The organism is Paenibacillus sp. FSL H8-0104, from assembly GCF_038050215.1.
GTDB classification, from domain to species: Bacteria; Bacillota; Bacilli; order Paenibacillales; family Paenibacillaceae; genus Paenibacillus; species Paenibacillus amylolyticus.
The window spans coordinates 5,344,724-5,363,480 of sequence record NZ_JBBOTC010000001.1 but is presented as its reverse complement, the minus strand read 5'-3'; the positions used below and the strand labels follow the sequence as shown (position 1 = coordinate 5,363,480).

Here is an 18,757-nt window from a genome sequence, read left to right as displayed (position 1 = left end):
AAAGTGTAAAAGGTGCATCTTAGCCATAATGGCGGAATGCACCTTTTTTTGTCGTACGTGTTCCGTCCGTTGTGTTGCTCACCGTTTGATTTGTTGAGCATTCTGCTGTAACCCCTGATGTAGTGGACGGGACAGTATTTTCTCTCGATACAAGCTAGGCGCTTCACCGTGAAATCGTTTGAACTGTTTGGAGAAATATAGTGCGTCTGGCAGTCCAACCGATGCAGATACCTGTTCGATGGACAGATCCGGGCGTTCTCTCAGGAGTTGGCGCGACTTGTCGATCCGTAGTTTTAGCAGATAGGTGACTGGTGAAAGACCGGTTTCCTGTTTGAAAATACGGGATAAATACGCGCGGTTGTATCCAAGACTCGCAGACATTTGTTCAATGGAGACAGGGTAGGCATATTGGGTAGACATATATTGAATCATCTGTTTCACCGTACGTCGGATGGAGGATTCACCTGGAATTAAGGTTTGGCCCTGCGAAAGGTGATTCTGTGCTTCGGCTAGAATCATATATAACGTACCCAGTGATGTGAAATGGGAGCTTTCTTTGCGCTCGGCAAAAGCATCCTGCATCACGGATAGCCAATCGGATATTCCACAGGATGGTCCAGCATGAAAAACGGACTTCTCCGGGCGGAACCCGGCTTCCTCGGTATGTTGGCCAGCCTGGCTACCTGTGAAGGCAATCCAGCGATATTGCCATGGGTTGCGGGCGTGAGACTGGTAACTTACCAGTTGCCCAGGATGAATGAGGAAACAATCACCTGCGGATAACTCGTAGGTGTGCAGTTCGGTACGGAACGTACCCGCCCCTTTTTCTACATAATGCAGCAGATAATAATCAAACAATTTAGGACCGAGGGCGTGACCCGGAAGGGTCTGGCTTGCTCCGGCAAACAGGACATGCAGTGCGCCTTGTTCATAATAGACCGGATTGGAGGCAACCGAATAACTGAGTGCTCCGCTTTTACCGGAAGGTGATTCCTGTATTTTTTCGTTAGAAGATGCAAGGGATTCTTTCTTGGGGTTGGATTGATCTGACATGGTCGTTTCCTTCTTTCCGGGATGCTCCGATCATTATACGCCTTAAGGTCACATTTATCCATATGAAACACACATGGTTGCATTACAAGAGGCACCGCTTTCTTATATAATAACATTAAGAAAACCACAACAACGAGGCGAGGTGCACCAGCAGTGAACGTAACTGAATTGAAACAAAAGTTTATTGAGAAGTACGGAGAGAGTGGAGCGGACATCCGTGTATTTCATGCCCCTGGGCGTGTGAATCTGATCGGTGAGCACATTGATTATAACGGTGGATACGTGCTTCCGGCAGCACTTGAATTCGGAACAACATTGATCATTCGTGAGCGTGAGGACAACAAGTTGCAACTGGCTTCCACGAACATGTCTTATGAAGGGGTACTAGACACTTCCTCCATAGGTAAGGAAAAAACCGGAGAATGGACCGACTATCCTGTTGGTGTCATGGTTGAATTGCAGGGCAAAGGCGTGAATGTAACAAAAGGGTATGACTTCCTGTATCACGGGGAGATTCCGAATGGGGCAGGACTTTCATCGTCTGCATCACTGGAGGTGCTCACCGGATTTGCGATTCAGTCTCTGGAGGGCGTAGCGGATATTGATACGGTTCAACTGGCGCTTTTGTCCCAGAAAGCGGAAAATGAGTTCGTAGGTGTCAACTGTGGAATCATGGATCAGTTCGCTGTCGCAAACGGTGCACAAGATCACGCGATCCTGCTGATGTGTGACACACTGGAATACGAAAAGGTTCCTTTCCGTACAGGTGCCTACAAACTGGTCATCGGTAACACAAACAAACGCCGCGGGTTGGTGGATTCGGCTTACAATGAACGTCGCTCCCAATGCGAGCAGGCACTTGCCATCTTGAAGGAACAGCTGCCTGCACTGAATTATCTGGCTCAATTGACGCCAGAGCAGTTCGTAACACTACAGGATCAGATCAAGGATGAGAAAGTAAGGCAGCGTGCGCAGCATGTCGTGGAAGAGAACGCACGTGTTCTCGCATCAGTCGAAGCATTGCAGGGTAACGATCTGGAAACCTTCGGCAAGCTGATGAACGCTTCTCATGAATCACTTCGTGACTTGTACGAAGTAAGCTGTGATGAGCTGGATGTTATGGTTGAAGAAGCTCAGCGGATTCCAGGCACGCTTGGTGCCCGGATGACTGGCGCAGGATTTGGCGGTTGTACCGTATCACTTGTGCATGAAGATGATGTCGAGCGTTTTGTAAGTGAAGTGGGCGCTGCATATGAAGCGCGTACCCGTCTCAAAGGTGATTTCTATGTATGCGGTGTAGGTGACGGTGTTAAAGAATTGAAGGAGGCGAAGTAAAATGGCAATTTTGGTGACAGGTGGAGCAGGGTATATTGGTTCTCATACGGTAGCAGCATTGTTGGAACGTGGAGAAGAGGTTGTTGTACTGGATAACTTGCAGACAGGGCATCGTGAAGCGTTGCTCGGCGGTAAGTTGTATGAAGGGGATCTGCGTGACAAAGAAATTCTGGCGAAGCTGTTCGCTGAGAATTCAATCGATGCAGTCATTCACTTTGCAGCCAACTCACTCGTAGGCGAGAGTATGAAAGACCCGGTTAAATATTATGACAACAACGTGTTTGGTACACTCTGTCTGTTGGAAGCGATGAATGCAGCGAACGTACGCCGCATCGTCTTCTCCTCTACAGCAGCTACCTACGGTGAGCCTGAGAAAGTGCCAATCGAAGAGAGCGATCGTACAGAACCAACCAACGTATACGGTGAAACAAAGCTGATGATGGAACGCATGATGTCATGGTTCGATAAAGTTCAGGATATCAAATACGTTTCCCTGCGTTACTTCAATGCAGCTGGTGCACATGACAGCGGTAAAATTGGTGAAGATCACCAACCAGAGAGTCACTTGATTCCACTTGTACTGCAAACAGCATTGAAACAACGCCCGCACATCGCCGTGTTTGGTGACGACTATGCAACAGAAGATGGCACATGTATCCGTGACTATATCCACGTGAGCGACTTGGCTGATGCACATCTGCGTGCAGTAGATTATCTTCGTAAAGGTGAGAACAGTAATGTGTTCAATCTTGGTAACGGTACAGGATTCTCAGTGAAACAAGTGATCGAAACAGCCAAAAAAGTGACTGGCCTGGATATCCCGGTTGTACAGGAGCCACGTCGTGCAGGTGATCCGGCTGTGCTGGTAGCTTCATCTGCAAAAGCAAGATCTGTCCTGGGTTGGAATCCAAAATGGACCAATCTGGAAGATGTCATTCAAAGCGCTTGGAGCTGGCACCAATCACGTCCTGACGGCTACGGAAAAAACTAGGAGGCGAACACCTTATGTCACAGACTCATATTGCAGCAGGTGCCACAGAGCGGACACCGGAGCAGCAGGAAGCACTGCATGCCATTGAACGTCTGGTTGCATTTGCCTTGCAGAAACAATTAATCGAGGAAGCGGATTGGGATTACAGCCGCAACCTCTTGCTGGAACAATTCGGATTCTCAGAGCCTTATGCCGGAGCGTTGGACACGACAGTGCCCGATGGCCCACAGGCGATGCTGGATACGTTGATCGATTATGGATTCACTATTGGACTCATTCCTGAAAATAGCGATACATTCCGTGATTTGCTGGATGCCAAAATCATGGGCCATTTGATGGCACGCCCATCTGAAGTGGTACGCACATTCCGCCACACGGAGCAGACGGAAGGCATTGAGGCGGCCACATCTCAATTCTATGACTTGTCGATTAACTCCAACTACATTCGGATGGATCGGATCTCGAAGAACGTCTACTGGACACAGGACACGGCCTATGGAGACATGGAGATTACTATCAACCTGTCAAAACCGGAGAAAAGTCCAAAGGAAATTGCCATGGCGAAATTGCTTCCGCCTCCGGTATATCCAAAATGCCAACTGTGTCGTGAAAATGTAGGTTACGCTGGTCGGGTGAATCACCCGGCCCGCCAGAATCTGAGAGTTATTCCGTTGGAGCTTAACAACGAGCCTTGGTTGTTCCAATACTCGCCGTATGTGTACTATAACGAGCACTGCATCATTTTCCATCATGATCATGTGCCGATGAAATTAACCAAAGATACACTGCGCAGACTGCTTGCCTTTGTCGGGGAGTACCCACACTACTTTATCGGATCTAACGCGGATCTGCCGATTGTAGGTGGGTCGATTCTGACACATGACCATTTCCAGGGTGGACGTCATACATTCGCTATTCAAAATGCACAGCCAGAGGCGGTCTTCCGCCATGCGGATGCACCTGGACTTACATTGAGTCTTGTGAAATGGCCAATGTCTGTGATGCGTCTGGCTTCACACGATCCTGCAGAGTTGCTAGAAGCGGGTAACGCCGTATATGAAGCGTGGAAGGTCTACAGTGATTCTGCTGTGGATATCGAAGCATTCAGTGAAGTAGACGGGGAACAAGTACCACACAATACGGTAACACCAATCGTTCGTCGTAGTGCAGACGGTGGGTATGAGATGGATCTCGTCTTGCGTAACAACCGCACAAATGATGTGCATCCAGAAGGCATTTTCCATCCGCACCGTGAAATGCACCATCTGAAGAAAGAAAACATTGGTCTGATCGAAGTGATGGGGCTTGCCATCCTGCCAGGTCGTTTGAAAGAAGAACTGGACAGTATCGCGGATATCCTCGCTGGAGATGCCAAACTCGCTGAATCCGCCAAAGCTTCTGATCATGTGTTGAACAAACACCTGGGCTGGGCGGAAGAATTGATTGAACGGTTTGGTCCTAACCTGGACAAAGAACAAGCCGTTGCCATTGTACAACAGGAAGTTGGCTTGAAATTCGCCGAGATTCTGGAACATGCAGGGGTCTACAAATATGATGAAGCAGGACGTCAAGCTTTCCGTCGTTTTGTAAGCAGCATGGGATACACTGAATAGACATGTATAACGATGAACACCAGCCCATAATACAAGGGCTGGTGTTTTTTTGAATATGATTTTTAACGGAGTTGTGAGCCAGTCGTTTGTTCTGTTGGAATTGAACGATAGATCAGGGCAGCTAACTCTGCTCGGGTTAGGGAGTCATCCGGCCTGAACTGTCCGTGATATCCAACAACCATTCGAGTCTGGGCCAGTGTGGCTATGTAGTCGTGAGCCCAGTGGGAGGAGGGGACATCCTCAAAATAACTCGTTTGGATCAGCGGCAGGTCCAGCGCGAGCACCAGAATTTTTGCTGCCTCGGCCCGTGTAAGTACCGCATCCGGATGGAAGAAATCATTTAAGCCGTTTGAAATATGGAATCCATCAATAAGGCCGACCTCCTGTAGTCGAGATATAGCATCAAAGTAGGGATGTGTGGGCTCTACATCTTCAAAGGGAGCAGCCTTTCGGATTATGGGTAGCTCAAACGCTCCGTTGATTATACCAGCCATGTGTTTACGCAAGATTGGCTGATTAGGCCTGAATGTGGCATCGGGATATCCCGTTATCAGACCACGTGCAGCGATACTTTCAATCATCAAGCGTGCCCAATGGGTTGAAATATCACTGAATACAACTGGGGTCAATGATGTTATTGGCACTTTAGGTTCAGGTTCAACTTTAAGTTTAGGTTCGGTTTTAAATTCCGTTTCTGTATCAGGTTCCTGGGGAGATGTGGAAGTAGGAGAACTGCTGGTCCAGAAAGAAGAAAAACTGCCACCATGGTTTTTAGAGCTAGCAGTCTTTACCCATTTGGCATATAGCGTTATGTCCCGACTTACGGTATCTCGGTCAAAATTCCAGGGAAGAGATAATGCCGAATCTATGTACCATCCATCAAATGAAAACCCGCTTTTGCTGGGCTGAGTGGGAGGTGCTATTGCTTGATTATTCCTAGTAATAGTAGAGGAAACGGGGCTTCCGCCTTGAGAATCAAAAGAGACGGTCAAAGCGGAAATGGGATCTTCCTTATTCGTATATTTGGACGCAGTTGTCACTGAACTCGTCCACTTGGCGTACAGTGTGATGTCCCCAGTCACGGTATCTCTGGCAAAATCCCAGGGAAGGGAGTATACCGAATCTATGTACCAGCCTTCAAACAAAAACTCGTCCTTGGTAGGCTGAGTGGGAGTAACAATGGTTTGCCCATAAGTGGCTTGAGTGACTGCAACCGGGCTCCCTCCAATGGAGTCAAAGGAGACGACCACATTCAGTTTTTGAAAGGGAATGTTATCCCAGTAAGCGAAATCTTGAGCCTCTGAAGGATCAAAACCCGTAATAATAAGGGATGAGTTACCATCAAACGCTAAGAAACCAATTGACAAGACACTAGCTGGAATGAAGACAGTCGCCAACCGATTGTCCGCAAATGCCATCGCCCCGATAGAGGAGACACTATCCGGAATGACAACAGAAGTCAGTTGATTGTCCATAAATGTAGCATGTCCAATGGAAGAGACACGATTTGGAATAACAATGGAAGTCAGCTGGTTAGATGCAAAAGCCCAGTTCCCAATAGTTGAGACATTCTCTGGGATAACGACAGTAGTCAGTTTATTGTTTGTAAATGCACTATTTCCGATCGACATAACAGTCTCGGGAATAACGACAGAGGCCAGTTGGTTGTTAGTGAATGTGGAGTTCCCAATCGTGGATACACTGTCCGGAATGACGACAGAGGTCAGCCGGTTGTATGCAAATGCCAAGTCTCCAATAGTCGTGACAGTCTCTGGAATGACGATAGAAGTCAGTTGATTTATTTCAAATGCCCTTTCTCCAATAGTGGAGACGGTATGCGGAATAACTACAGAAGTCAAATGATCGCTGTAAAATGCTTTTTCACCAATAGAAGTAACTGGTTGACCGCCAATGGTTTCGGGAATAATGACATCTTTCGAAGTGCCCACATAGTCGTTTATTGTGATTCCATGAGCATTAGCGCTCGTTATGAAGTCTTTTTCTTTATTCGGCTCAGCATACATAACCATCTGTCCCCAGGGTGCGAGGAACATTAGCAGAGCAAAGACGAAGATGCTTGCTTTTTTCAATCCAATAACCTCCTTATATTTATATTAAGAATTTTGAAGTTCTTTTGGTTACAGTACAACTGTTAGATGAGATTAACAATACTGAATCTCCAATAGGTGACCCGAGGGGACATGGGGGCCCGGTATTTGAATGACGGCACTCATACTCGTTCTCAGAAATGGAAGATGTCAGTTCCCGCATGTATAATGGTGGAAAGCCATTGAAAACATAACTCAATGAAGAAACGGGGACGAATAATTGGAAAAGAAGGCATTGAATATTCCGTTGATTACAGATGCTGAGGAACTGCAAGGCATGGTGGGTGAACCGCATGAACATGTGCGTAACAAGGCAATTTCATTTGTGGATTCACATGTTCAGAACTTTATATCCATGTCACCATTATTTTTCCTCTCCACCTCCGATCGTGATGGAAAAAGTGATGTGTCACCTCGGGGTGATGGAGCAGGATTTGTGAAAGTCTATGATACATATCGGCTCGTTTATCCCGAACGCCCAGGCAATCGGCGGATAGACTCGTTGTTGAACATGTTGTCGAACCCTGGTATTGGTATGCTCTTTTTGATTCCGGGTATGAATGAAGTGCTGCGTATTAATGGCACAGCATCCATTACTAAGGATGAGGAATTCATCGCCAGTATGGGCTGGAGTGGTAAAACCATAGGTGCGGCTGTTATTGTAGATGTGGAAGAGTGTTTTATCCATTGTCCGCGGGCATTCAAACAGGCTGGATTATGGGACACAGAAACATGGGTGGATGCTGAGAATTTGCCTTCATCAAGCGAGATGTTTCGAGCTCATTTGGAGATTAACGGGTTGTTATAAAGTGAGTGACTATCGATTTGTTTTTCTATAAACAGGGTACTATAATTGGAGTTGCACAAAAATACTAAACTCCATTGGAGGCGACAATAGATATGAGATCTTTCCAATTCTATAATCCAACCCGGCTGATTTTCGGCAAAGGACAACTGGAAGCATTAAAGACAGAAGTGCCGAAATACGGTAAACGGGTTCTGCTTGTATATGGTGGCGGCAGTATCAAACGCAGTGGTCTGTACGATCAAGTGATCGGTTTGCTTAAGGAAGCTGGAGCAGAAGTGACTGAACTGGCAGGTGTGGAACCTAACCCACGTCTTTCTACGGTGCATAAAGGGGTAGACCTCTGTAAAACAAATAACATCGACCTGATCCTCGCTGTAGGTGGCGGCAGTGTACTGGACTGCTCCAAAGCTATCGCTGTAGGTGCCAAATATGATGGCGATATGTGGGATTTTGCTCAGCGCAAAGCCGTGGCACAGGACGCTCTTCCACTCGGTACCGTATTGACCATGGCGGCAACTGGTTCGGAAATGAACTCCGGTTCGGTTATTACGAATCAGGATACACAAGAAAAATTGGGCTGGGGTAGCGCATACTCATTCCCTGCATTCTCTATCCTGGATCCAGTGAATACATACACTGTTCCACTGGACCAAACGGTATACGGCATGGTGGATATGATGTCCCACGTATTGGAGCATTACTTCCATCTGGATGCCAATACACCGGTTCAACTCGGTTTCTGTGAGACGATTCTGCGTACTGTCATGGAAGCAGCGCCTCGTCTGGTTGAAGACCTGGAGAACTATGAACTGCGCGAAACGGTTTTGTATTGCGGAACAATGGCACTGAATGGCGTGCTGAATATGGGTCTCGCAGGAGATTGGGCAACACATAATATTGAACATGCGGTATCCGCAGTGTATGATATCCCACACGGCGGTGGACTTGCAATCTTGTTCCCACACTGGATGAAACATAACCTGGATGTCAATGTGGACCGTTTCAAACGCCTGGCGATCAATGTATTTGAAGTGAATCCAGAAGGCAAGTCTGACAGACAGATTGCCGAAGAAGGTATCGATGCGCTCAGCAAATTCTGGACATCCATTGGTGCCCCTAACCGTTTGGCTGATTACGATATCGATGATAGCCAGATCGACGTAATGGCAGACAAAGCGATGCTGTTTGGACCATTCGGTAATTTCAAGAAACTGCAACGGGAAGATGTTGTATCCATCTACAAGGCTTCTCTGTAATTCTATAATCACTGCAAAGTGAAAGGACACATCAAGTTGTCCAATAACCGCAAGTCTCCTTCATGGGGGCTTGCGGTTTTTTCATGTATTCGGGCTGTACACGTGAATGATGGAGGAACATGAAGCAAGGAGAACAGAATGTCGTGATAATACCCATTATCGGGTTCAGAATACATTTGAGGAAAGATTTTGAAACATTTTGAAGTTAGTTACGTATTTATTTACATGTGGAATGCCCAGTTAGGATGAATTTGCGGCAGAGAGAGGAGGAACAGGGGATGGAGACAATTTATTGGGGGTGTCTGATCGGAGGAGCAATATTTGCGGTTGTCAGCCTTGTGCTGGGTGACTTGATTGACGGCTTGCTGGACGGAGCCTTCGAAATGCCAGGTCTTGATTTTTTCAAACCCGTTGTGTTAGCTGGTTCCATTACAACCTTCGGTGGGGCAGGCATTATGCTGACACGTTATAGTTCATTAAGTGCGATGTCGGGTCTAATATTATCCCTGCTTATAGGTATTGCTGCAGCCATGCTGGTATTCTTCGCATATATCAAACCGATGCGTAACAGCGATGTCTCGATTGCATTTTCAATGAAAGAGTTATCTGGGAAAATTGGGGAAATTACCATTCCGGTGCCGGAAAAAGGTTTTGGCGAAGTGATGATTCGTTTTGCTTCCGGCAGTACGATTCAAACGGCATCCAGCTTTGAACACCTCCCCATTGCGGCGGGAGCACGTGTAGTTGTGGTGGATGTTGTAGATGGTGTACTGCGTGTGTCGGAATGGGATGAAAATGTACTTAAAGATTTATAAAGTATTCTTATCACCTAAGTAGTTTAAGCACTCATCATGAATGAATAAGGGGAGAGATGTGGAATGGATAATTTGAATTTGAATTGGGATGTATTGCTGATTCCTATAGTTGTAGTCGGTGTCATTCTAATTTTAGGTTTGGCTTTCTGGGCGAGATACAAAACGGTTGGACCGGATGAGGCGATGATCGTTACGGGATCATTCTTGGGTAGCAAAAATATCTCCGATGATGATTCTGGCCGAAAAATTAAGATTGTTCGTGGTGGCGGTGCATTTATCCTGCCGATATTCCAGCAATCCGAGTTTATCTCCTTATTATCCCACAAGCTGGATGTCTCCACACCTGAAGTGTACACGGAGCAAGGGGTTCCGGTTATTGCTGACGGTGTAGCTATTATCAAGGTTGGAGGCGCTGTAGAAGACGTTGCTACGGCAGCTGAGCAATTCATTGGTAAACCTGTAGAAGCGCTGAGAAGCGAAGCACAGGAGGTACTGGAGGGGCATTTGCGGGCCATCCTCGGTACAATGACGGTGGAAGAAGTATATCGGAACCGGGATCGGTTTGCGCAAGAGGTTCAAGGCGTAGCAGCTAGAGATCTGAAGAAAATGGGCCTTCAAATTGTTTCATTTACCATCAAGGATGTGCGTGACAAACAGGGTTACCTGGATGCTCTCGGTAAACCGAGAATTGCGGCAGTGAAGCGGGATGCAGAGATAGCTGAAGCGGAAGCGATGCGTGATGCACGTATTCAGAAGGCCAATGCGGAAGAGCAGGGTCAAAAAGCAGAGTTGCTGCGTGATACCAATATCGCTGAGGCAGCCAAAGAGAAAGAACTGAAAGTAGCCACGTTTAAGCGGGATCAGGATACAGCCAAAGCGGAAGCCGACCAGGCGTACCATATCCATGAAGCTCGTGCGAGACAGACCGTGGTGGAAGAAGAAATGAAGGTTGAACTCGTTCGTAAAGAACGTGAGATTGACCTCCAGGAAAAAGAAATCGTCGTACGTGAGAAGCAATACGATGCCGAAGTGAAGAAAAAGGCAGAAGCGGATCGTTATGCGGTAGAGCAGGCTGCCGAAGCGGATAAAGCCAAAAGAATGCGTGAAGCCGATGCAGTACAGTATTCCATCGAAACACATGCCAAAGCAACAGCTGAGCAGAAGCGACTTGAAGGTCAGGCCATGGCGGATGCGGAACTTGCCAAAGGTACAGCAGATGCAGAAGTTATTCGTTTGCGTGGTCTTGCAGAAGCAGAAGCAAAAGAAAAACTGGCCGAAGCGTTCCAGAAGTTTGGCGAAGCAGCTGTACTCGATATCATTGTCAAAATGCTGCCTGAACTGGCTGGCAAAATTGCAGAGCCAATTGCATCCATTGATAAACTGACGGTGGTAGATACAGGTAAAGGTGAAGGTGCAGCACGAGTGAGTAACTATGTTACTGAACTTATGGCGACCGCTCCAGAGATGCTCAAAAGTGTATCCGGCATCGATGTAGAGCAGCTGATTAAAGGCCTTACGAAGTCTAAAACACCTGCGCCAGTTAACATTCAACAGAGCGAGGCTGTTACAACTCCTTCTATAATCGACAAGATTGTGGAAAGAGCTGGAGTTGACGAGTAAGAAGCACTTCCAATCTTGCATGGTTGCTCTATTGACCTTAAGGCGAATTTTTGTTACTTTTTAAGCGAGACGTCCGGCGCGGTTTGCCCGCTCCGGGTGTCTTTTCGTTCGTAACAGGGTGTGACTTAATCACACCTAAGATGGTGTGAAAAAGAGGTGCAAACAATGAGCAGCTTGCATGTAGATAAAGCGCTAAATAATAATGTAATCATTGCACAGCATCCAGAACACGGGGAAGTCGTTGTTATTGGTAAAGGCATTGGCTTTAACCGAAAACCGAGTGATCACATTCCATTGATGGCTGTGGAGAAAATGTTCATTTTGAAAAACCAGCAGGAGCAAGAGCAGTACAAACAGCTTCTTCCACAGGTGGATGAAGCACTGATCGAGATTATTAACGAAGTTATTACGTATATTGCAGAGCGTACGGACGTTCCTCTGAATGAACATATCCATATTGCATTAACCGATCACATTTCTTTCGCGTTAAAACGCAAGGAGCAGGGCATTATCATACAAAATCCATTTTTATATGAAACCCGCGAGATTTACCCTGAAGAATATCGAATGGGAGAATACGCTGTTCGTCTGATCAAAGAGAAAATGGGTGTAGATCTGGGGATGGACGAGATTGGTTTTGTTGCCCTCCATATCTATAGCGCAATGACCAATCAAAATATATCCCAGGTACGTGAGCATTCACAATTGATCACTGATTTGGTGAACCTGGTGTCTGATCAACTCGATTATTCGTTTGAAACGGAATCGCTGGATTACTCTCGTTTGCTGACTCATCTTCGGTTCGCCCTTGAGCGTGTTCGGCGTGGAGACAAAGTGGAGGAGCTTCATAAGTTGGATTCCCTGCTTAAGTTGGAGTATCCCGAAATGTACTCGCTTGCATGGAAACTGACCAAAGTGATGGAGAAAAGACTGAAACTGCCGGTTTATCCTGCGGAGGTAGGTTATCTGACCATTCATCTGCAAAGACTGAATCAGCGGAAGGAAGAAGAGAATAAGTGAGGTCATTCCAGTGATGGAATGTGGAATTTATTTTTTTGGTGTAAAGGCTTGCAATAGATTAGAACTGGTGCTACAATGGTTTCCGTAATCAAGCAACTGAATAAACATAAGCGACGTGTTACTGACTCGATCAGGCATGAGTTAATTAAAGTGTGATTGTTCTTTCCTTGTACAGGGTATGCTATACCCCAAGGTTGGCACAGTTTACTTTGTTAATTCATGCCTTTTTTGTGTTCCCTTGCTTGCATCACAACATATAAATTAGACGAAAGGGAGAAACGACGCGATGTTCAAAAAGCTTTTTGGTGTATTGCAAAGAGTAGGTAAAGCTCTCATGCTGCCTGTAGCCATTCTACCTGCGGCAGGTTTGCTGCTCGGAATTGGTAACATGCTGGTTAATCCAGATTTCTTGCAATATGTAACGGCGCTCGACACCCCTTGGGTGAACTCGATCGCAACAATTATGATGAACGCAGGTCAGATCGTATTTGATAATCTGGCATTGCTGTTCGCCGTCGGCGTAGCTGTCGGATTGGCTGGTGGCGAAGGCGTTGCAGGTCTTGCAGCGATCATCGGTTACCTGGTCATGAATGTTACATTAGGATCTGCAGTAGGTGTTACTCCGGCAATGATCGGTGAAGTACCGGGTTATGCCAGCATCTTGGGTATCCCAACATTAAGTACAGGCGTGTTCGGAGGTATTATCATAGGTATTGCCGCCGCGCTGTGTTACAATCGATTTTTCAAAATCGAACTGCCGTCTTACCTCGGTTTCTTTGCAGGTAAACGATTTGTACCGATTATCACATCGGTAGTATCCCTTGTAATCGGGTTGCTTCTTGTGATTATCTGGCCTCCGATTCAAAATGGACTGAATGCTGTATCTCACTTCATGGTAGATACAAGTCCGACCTTGTCGGCATTCATCTTCGGAGTTGTGGAACGGTCATTGATTCCGTTCGGTTTGCATCACATTTTCTACTCCCCATTCTGGTTTGAGTTTGGTGAGTATGTGAATAAAGCCGGAGATGTTATTCGTGGGGATCAGAAGATTTTCTTCAGCCAGTTACGTGATGGCGTTGCTCTCACAGCAGGAACATTCCAAGTTGGTAAATTCCCGTTCATGATGTTCGGTTTGCCAGCAGCGGCACTTGCGATGTACCATGAAGCAAGACCGGAGCACAAAAAATATGTTGCAGGGATCATGGGTTCAGCTGCGCTAACCTCGTTCCTGACAGGGATTACAGAGCCACTTGAGTTCTCGTTCCTGTTTGTGGCACCAATCCTGTTTGCAGTACACTGTATCTTTGCAGGTTTGTCTTTCATGACCATGCAAATTCTGGGTGTAAAGATCGGTATGACCTTCTCCGGTGGGTTCATTGACTTCCTGATCTTCGGGATTATTCCGAACCGTACACCTTGGTGGGACGTTATTATTGTCGGATTGGTTCTTGCGGTGATCTATTACTTCGGTTTCCGGTTTATCATTCGCAAATTCAATCTCAAAACACCAGGACGAGAGGATGCAACGCCTGAAACCGAATCTGGCGGAGGCTCTGGTTCAACGGATGACCTGCCACATAACATTCTCGAAGCTTTCGGTGGCAAGGAAAATATCAAACATCTGGACGCTTGTATTACTCGTTTGCGGATTGAAGTTAATGAGAAATCCAATGTGAAAAAAGATCGTTTGAAACAATTGGGTGCATCTGGTGTACTTGAAGTGGGTAATAATGTTCAAGCCATCTTCGGAACACGTTCCGACACGATCAAATCTCAGATGCAGGATATTATTGCAGGACGAACTCCAGCACCAACGCCAGCAGCTGCCAAACCAACTCCTGAAGAGGAGAAGGCACAAGGTGAGCAGGGAGAGCGCATCGTTGCTGAGGATATCGTCATGCCAGTCAATGGTGAATTGCTGGACATTACAAACGTACCTGATCCGGTCTTTGCTGAGAAAATGACAGGTGATGGATTCGCAATTTTGCCACATGATGGTACGATAACTTCTCCTGTCTATGGTAAAGTGTTTAATGTATTTCCAAGCAAACATGCCGTGGGCATCATGTCCGATGGTGGCAAGGAAGTGCTTGTTCATATAGGTGTTAATACGGTGAAGCTGAAAGGTCAAGGCTTTAACGTACTGGTACAGGAAGGTGATCTGGTATCGGCAGGTCAGCCGATTATGGAAGTGGATCTGGAGTATGTCAAAGCAAACGCTCCTTCGATCATTTCACCAGTTATTTTCACTAACCTGCCAGAGGGCTCCACAGTAACTCTGAAGAAGAGTGGAGTGCTGAAAGTTGGCGAACAGCCAATCATTGAGATAAAATAAGAAGTGTTACGACGATGGCAAGCAAGTGTAAATATATGCAATGCCTAAACCAAACTACTGAAAGTGAGATGATTGTAATGCAACAAACATTCAGAATTACAGACGAAGATGGTATCCACGCACGTCCGGCGACAGCCCTGGTTAATACAGCAAACAAATTCAAAGGTGCAGAATCCTTTGCAGAAGCTAACGGTAAAAAAGTAACTTTGAAATCCATTCTGGGTGTTCTTTCCCTGGGATTGGAACAAGGCGACACTATCAGCATCATCGTTGAAGGCGAAGGCGAAGCTGAAGCTCTTCAAGCTTTGACTGACGTTATGGTTAACGAAGGGTTGGGCGAAATTAATGCTTAATGTCTCCGGGATCGCGGCTTCGGCGGGTATTGCTATCGCCAAGGCGTTTATCTTGGAGCATCCTGATTACTCTGTAGAAAAACGCCAAATTAACGACGTTGACGCAGAGATCGCGAAACTCGACTCAGCTCTGGGTAAATCCCAGGCTGAGCTTGAGGCGATCAAAGAGCGTACTTTACAAGAGCTTGGCGAGAAAAAAGCAGAGATTTTTGCTTCGCATTTGCTCATTTTGAATGACCCGGAACTGATTGATCCGGTTAAAGCTAGAATTGCGGATGACATGATCAATGCAGAATTTGCTTTGAACGAAACGGCATCACAATTTATCTCCATGTTCGAGAACATGAAGAGTGCATACCTGCAGGAACGTGCAGCAGATATGCGTGACGTTACCAAACGTGTGCTAAATCACTTGCTTGGTATCGACTTCATGAGTCCAGCTGAGATCAATGAAGAAGTGATCGTGCTTGCGGAGGATCTAACACCTTCCGACACGGCTCAATTGAACCGCCAATTTGTTAAAGGTTTTGCAACTAACATTGGTGGACGTACTTCTCACTCGGCGATTATGGCTCGCTCTCTTGAAATTCCGGCTGTTGTTGGAACCAAGGACATCTTGGCTCAAGCGAAACAAGGCGATATGATTATTGTTGACGGTCTGGATGGTCACGTATTGGTTAACCCTACTGATGAAGTTATTGCTGAATACCGTGCCAAACAGGAACAGTATGATGCACAACGTGCAGAGTGGAGAAAACTTCGTGATGAGCCAACGGTAACGGTGGATAACGTTCATGTTGAACTTGCAGCCAACATCGGTACACCAAATGATGTAACGGGTGTTCTGGAAAACGGCGGCGAGGCTGTAGGCCTGTACCGTACCGAGTTCTTGTACATGGGCAGAGACAAGCTCCCTTCCGAAGACATTCAGTATAATGCTTACAAAGCGGTACTGGAAAAAATGGAAGGTAAACCTGTCGTTGTTCGTACACTCGACATCGGTGGAGACAAAGAGCTTCCATATCTGGATCTGCCAAAAGAAATGAATCCATTCCTCGGCTTCCGCGCAGTTCGTCTGTGTCTGGACCGTCTGGATATCTTCCGTACACAATTGCGTGCATTGCTGCGTGCAAGCGTACATGGAAACCTGCGTGTCATGTTCCCAATGATCGCAACACTCGGTGAATTCCGTGAAGCAAAAGCTGTCTTGCTCGAAGAGAAAGAGAAGCTGGTTGCTGAAGGTATTGCTGTTTCTGACAGCATTCAACTCGGAATCATGGTCGAAATTCCTTCGACTGCAGTTCTGGCGGATCAGTTTGCCAAAGAAGTGGATTTCTTCAGTATCGGAACGAACGATCTGATTCAATACACGATGGCTGCTGACCGTATGAACGAACGAGTGGCTTATCTGTACCAGCCTTACAACCCAGCCATTTTGCGTTTGGTTAAAATGGTTATCGATGCAGCGCATCGTGAAGGCAAATGGGTTGGCATGTGTGGTGAGATGGCAGGAGACGAAACAGCAATTCCATTGTTGCTTGGTCTTGGATTGGATGAGTTCAGCATGAGCGCAACCTCCATCCTGCCAGCTCGTAGTCAGATCACTAAGCTGTCCCGTGCGGATATGCAGGAACTGGCTGCTAAAGCTCTGGATATGCAAACGGCTGAACAAGTCGTTGAATTGGTTCAAAGCATTCAAGCGTAATTTTGCCGGGGTTTCCTCCGGATTTGAGGTTTTTTCTTTTTCCGATAATGAGCTGCATTGATGCAGCGATTTTGCCGGTATCCGCGAATCATTGTGGATATCGGCTTTTTTTGTTATAAATGTTGAGAAATACTCTAACAGGATGATGGCGAGCTGTAAGAGTGGCATCTTTAAAGGGGAAGGCAACACAAAAAGCTCTTGCTGATTGGAACATCAGCAAGAGCCTTCGTTATAACAATGATTTGATTAACTGCACGCGCAGTTCAGTACAGGTTTGCGGGCGGCGGTAGTCTCATCGAGTCGAGTAACCGGTGTGCCATAAGGTGCGTTCAGGACTAATTCTGGTGTCTCTTCCGCTTCTTTGGCAATCCGTATCATCGTATCAATGAACCCATCCAGCGTTTCTTTACTTTCGGTTTCTGTCGGCTCGATCATGATGCATTCTTCGACGTTGAGCGGGAAGTACACCGTTGGTGGATGATATCCAAAATCAAGCAATCGTTTGGCAACGTCAAGTGTACGCACACCATATTGCTTCAAACCCCGACCAGACATGACGAATTCATGTTTACATACGCCTGGATATGGAATCTCGTAGTAAGGGGCGAGACGGGCCATCATATAGTTGGCATTCAGTACCGCACATTCAGAGACACGGCGCAAACCTTCCGGTCCATAAGTGCGAATGTAGGCATAGGCACGTACCAAAATACCGAAGTTGCCGTAGTAGGCTTTCACCCGGCCAATGGATTGATCTCCTTCACAATCGAATGCATACATACCGTCATCATTTTTAATTACCATTGGCTTAGGCAGGAACGGAATCAGGCGATTCTTCACACCAACTGGTCCGGCGCCAGGTCCACCACCGCCATGAGGTGTACTCATCGTTTTGTGCAGGTTCAGATGCACCACGTCAAAGCCCATATCACCCGGACGGGTAATGCCCATAATGGCATTCGAGTTGGCTCCATCGTAATACAACAAGCCACCAGCCTGGTGTACGATGGATGCAATCTCCTGAATGTCTTTCTCGAACAAACCAAGTGTATTCGGGTTTGTCAGCATCAATGCTGCCGTATCCGAACCAACAGCTGCACGGAGCGCGTCCAGATCGACCAGTCCATCTGCGCGGGATGGAATCGTCACAGTTTGAAATCCTGCAACGGTAGCACTTGCCGGGTTGGTCCCGTGAGAAGAATCGGGCACGATGACTTTGGTACGTTGTTCGCCACGAGCTTCGTGGTAGGCACGAATCATCATAAGTCCAGTCCATTCTCCATGGGCACCAGCGGCGGGTTGCAAGGTCACAGCGTCCATACCTGTCAGACCTGCAAGGTCGTTTTGCAACGTATATAACAGTTCAAGAGCACCTTGAATGCTGGATTCATGCTGGTACGGATGGATTTTGGCAAAACCGTTATAACGGGCAACATCCTCATTGATCTTCGGATTATATTTCATTGTACAAGAGCCCAGTGGGTAGAATCCGTTATCTACACCGAAGTTGCGACGGGATAGCGCAGTATAGTGTCGAATAACATCTACCTCGAACACTTCCGGCAGTGCCGCTGCTTCCGAACGGAGCATTTCCCGGGGAATCAACGTATCCGCAGCCTGACGAGGAACGTCACATTCTGGCAAGGAATAAGCGACACGTCCCGGGCTGCTGAGTTCAAAGATCAATGCTTGCTCCGGTGCAGGGGATAAGGTCTGTGCGTTGAATTTTTCTGTCACAGATT

Annotated in this window: 14 protein-coding genes; 11 read left to right on the top strand and 3 right to left on the bottom strand. The window is 46.8% G+C overall.

All coding sequences use genetic code 11. The features are described 5' to 3' along the window. Window positions 1-78: 78 nt before the first annotated feature. Window positions 79-1,053, bottom strand: coding sequence for an AraC family transcriptional regulator (locus NST38_RS23590; RefSeq protein WP_243391440.1), 975 nt, complete (start codon window positions 1,051-1,053; stop codon window positions 79-81). 153 nt (window positions 1,054-1,206) lie between these two features. Here NST38_RS23590 and NST38_RS23585 point away from each other — a divergent pair, with 153 nt between their 5' ends. The 3 genes from NST38_RS23585 to NST38_RS23575 are packed head-to-tail and all read left to right on the top strand — an operon-like array spanning window position 1,207 to window position 4,992. Continuing rightward, entirely contained in the window at window positions 1,207-2,388 is a 1,182-nt protein-coding gene (locus NST38_RS23585; RefSeq protein WP_076252932.1) for a galactokinase, read from the top strand. A gap of 1 nt (window position 2,389) precedes the next feature. Beyond that, window positions 2,390-3,379, top strand: a complete 990-nt coding sequence (gene galE / locus NST38_RS23580; protein ID WP_017686840.1) for a UDP-glucose 4-epimerase GalE — start codon at window positions 2,390-2,392, stop codon at window positions 3,377-3,379. Between the two features lie 14 nt (window positions 3,380-3,393). Beyond that, window positions 3,394-4,992 (top strand): UDP-glucose--hexose-1-phosphate uridylyltransferase, encoded by a 1,599-nt coding sequence (locus tag NST38_RS23575; RefSeq protein ID WP_076252931.1) that lies wholly within the window; start codon window positions 3,394-3,396, stop codon window positions 4,990-4,992. A 62-nt stretch (window positions 4,993-5,054) separates the two neighbouring features. Here NST38_RS23575 and NST38_RS23570 read toward each other — a convergent pair whose 3' ends face one another. Continuing rightward, window positions 5,055-7,082, bottom strand: coding sequence for a leucine-rich repeat protein (locus NST38_RS23570; RefSeq protein ID WP_076252930.1), 2,028 nt, complete (start codon window positions 7,080-7,082; stop codon window positions 5,055-5,057). Between the two features lie 238 nt (window positions 7,083-7,320). Here NST38_RS23570 and NST38_RS23565 point away from each other — a divergent pair, with 238 nt between their 5' ends. The 8 genes from NST38_RS23565 to ptsP all read left to right on the top strand — a co-directional run bounded on the left by NST38_RS23565 (window position 7,321) and on the right by ptsP (window position 17,015). Next, window positions 7,321-7,908 (top strand): MSMEG_1061 family FMN-dependent PPOX-type flavoprotein, encoded by a 588-nt coding sequence (locus tag NST38_RS23565; RefSeq protein ID WP_256720106.1) that lies wholly within the window; start codon window positions 7,321-7,323, stop codon window positions 7,906-7,908. A 92-nt stretch (window positions 7,909-8,000) separates the two neighbouring features. Beyond that, complete coding sequence (locus NST38_RS23560; RefSeq protein ID WP_076252929.1) at window positions 8,001-9,164, top strand: iron-containing alcohol dehydrogenase; 1,164 nt, start codon at window positions 8,001-8,003, stop codon at window positions 9,162-9,164. Between the two features lie 278 nt (window positions 9,165-9,442). Continuing rightward, window positions 9,443-9,979, top strand: a complete 537-nt coding sequence (locus tag NST38_RS23555) for a hypothetical protein (protein WP_017686844.1) — start codon at window positions 9,443-9,445, stop codon at window positions 9,977-9,979. 63 nt (window positions 9,980-10,042) lie between these two features. Then, window positions 10,043-11,599: a flotillin family protein gene (locus NST38_RS23550; protein ID WP_076252928.1), complete on the top strand. Its 1,557-nt coding sequence runs from the start codon at window positions 10,043-10,045 to the stop codon at window positions 11,597-11,599. A gap of 165 nt (window positions 11,600-11,764) precedes the next feature. Next, complete coding sequence (gene glcT, locus NST38_RS23545) at window positions 11,765-12,619, top strand: glucose PTS transporter transcription antiterminator GlcT (protein WP_047844046.1); 855 nt, start codon at window positions 11,765-11,767, stop codon at window positions 12,617-12,619. 286 nt (window positions 12,620-12,905) lie between these two features. Continuing rightward, complete coding sequence (gene ptsG / locus NST38_RS23540) at window positions 12,906-14,957, top strand: glucose-specific PTS transporter subunit IIBC (RefSeq protein ID WP_036617007.1); 2,052 nt, start codon at window positions 12,906-12,908, stop codon at window positions 14,955-14,957. A 77-nt stretch (window positions 14,958-15,034) separates the two neighbouring features. Then, window positions 15,035-15,310 (top strand): HPr family phosphocarrier protein, encoded by a 276-nt coding sequence (locus NST38_RS23535; protein ID WP_036617010.1) that lies wholly within the window; start codon window positions 15,035-15,037, stop codon window positions 15,308-15,310. Further along, window positions 15,303-17,015: a phosphoenolpyruvate--protein phosphotransferase gene (ptsP, locus tag NST38_RS23530; protein ID WP_047844045.1), complete on the top strand. Its 1,713-nt coding sequence runs from the start codon at window positions 15,303-15,305 to the stop codon at window positions 17,013-17,015. The genes NST38_RS23535 and ptsP overlap by 8 nt, the downstream gene beginning before the upstream one ends. A gap of 246 nt (window positions 17,016-17,261) precedes the next feature. On the opposite strand, the gene gcvPB is transcribed toward ptsP, so the two are convergent. Continuing rightward, the gene (gene gcvPB, locus NST38_RS23525; protein ID WP_076252999.1) at window positions 17,262-18,752 is read right to left on the bottom strand and encodes an aminomethyl-transferring glycine dehydrogenase subunit GcvPB; all 1,491 of its coding nucleotides are present in this window, start codon (window positions 18,750-18,752) and stop codon (window positions 17,262-17,264) included. Window positions 18,753-18,757: the final 5 nt, after the last annotated feature.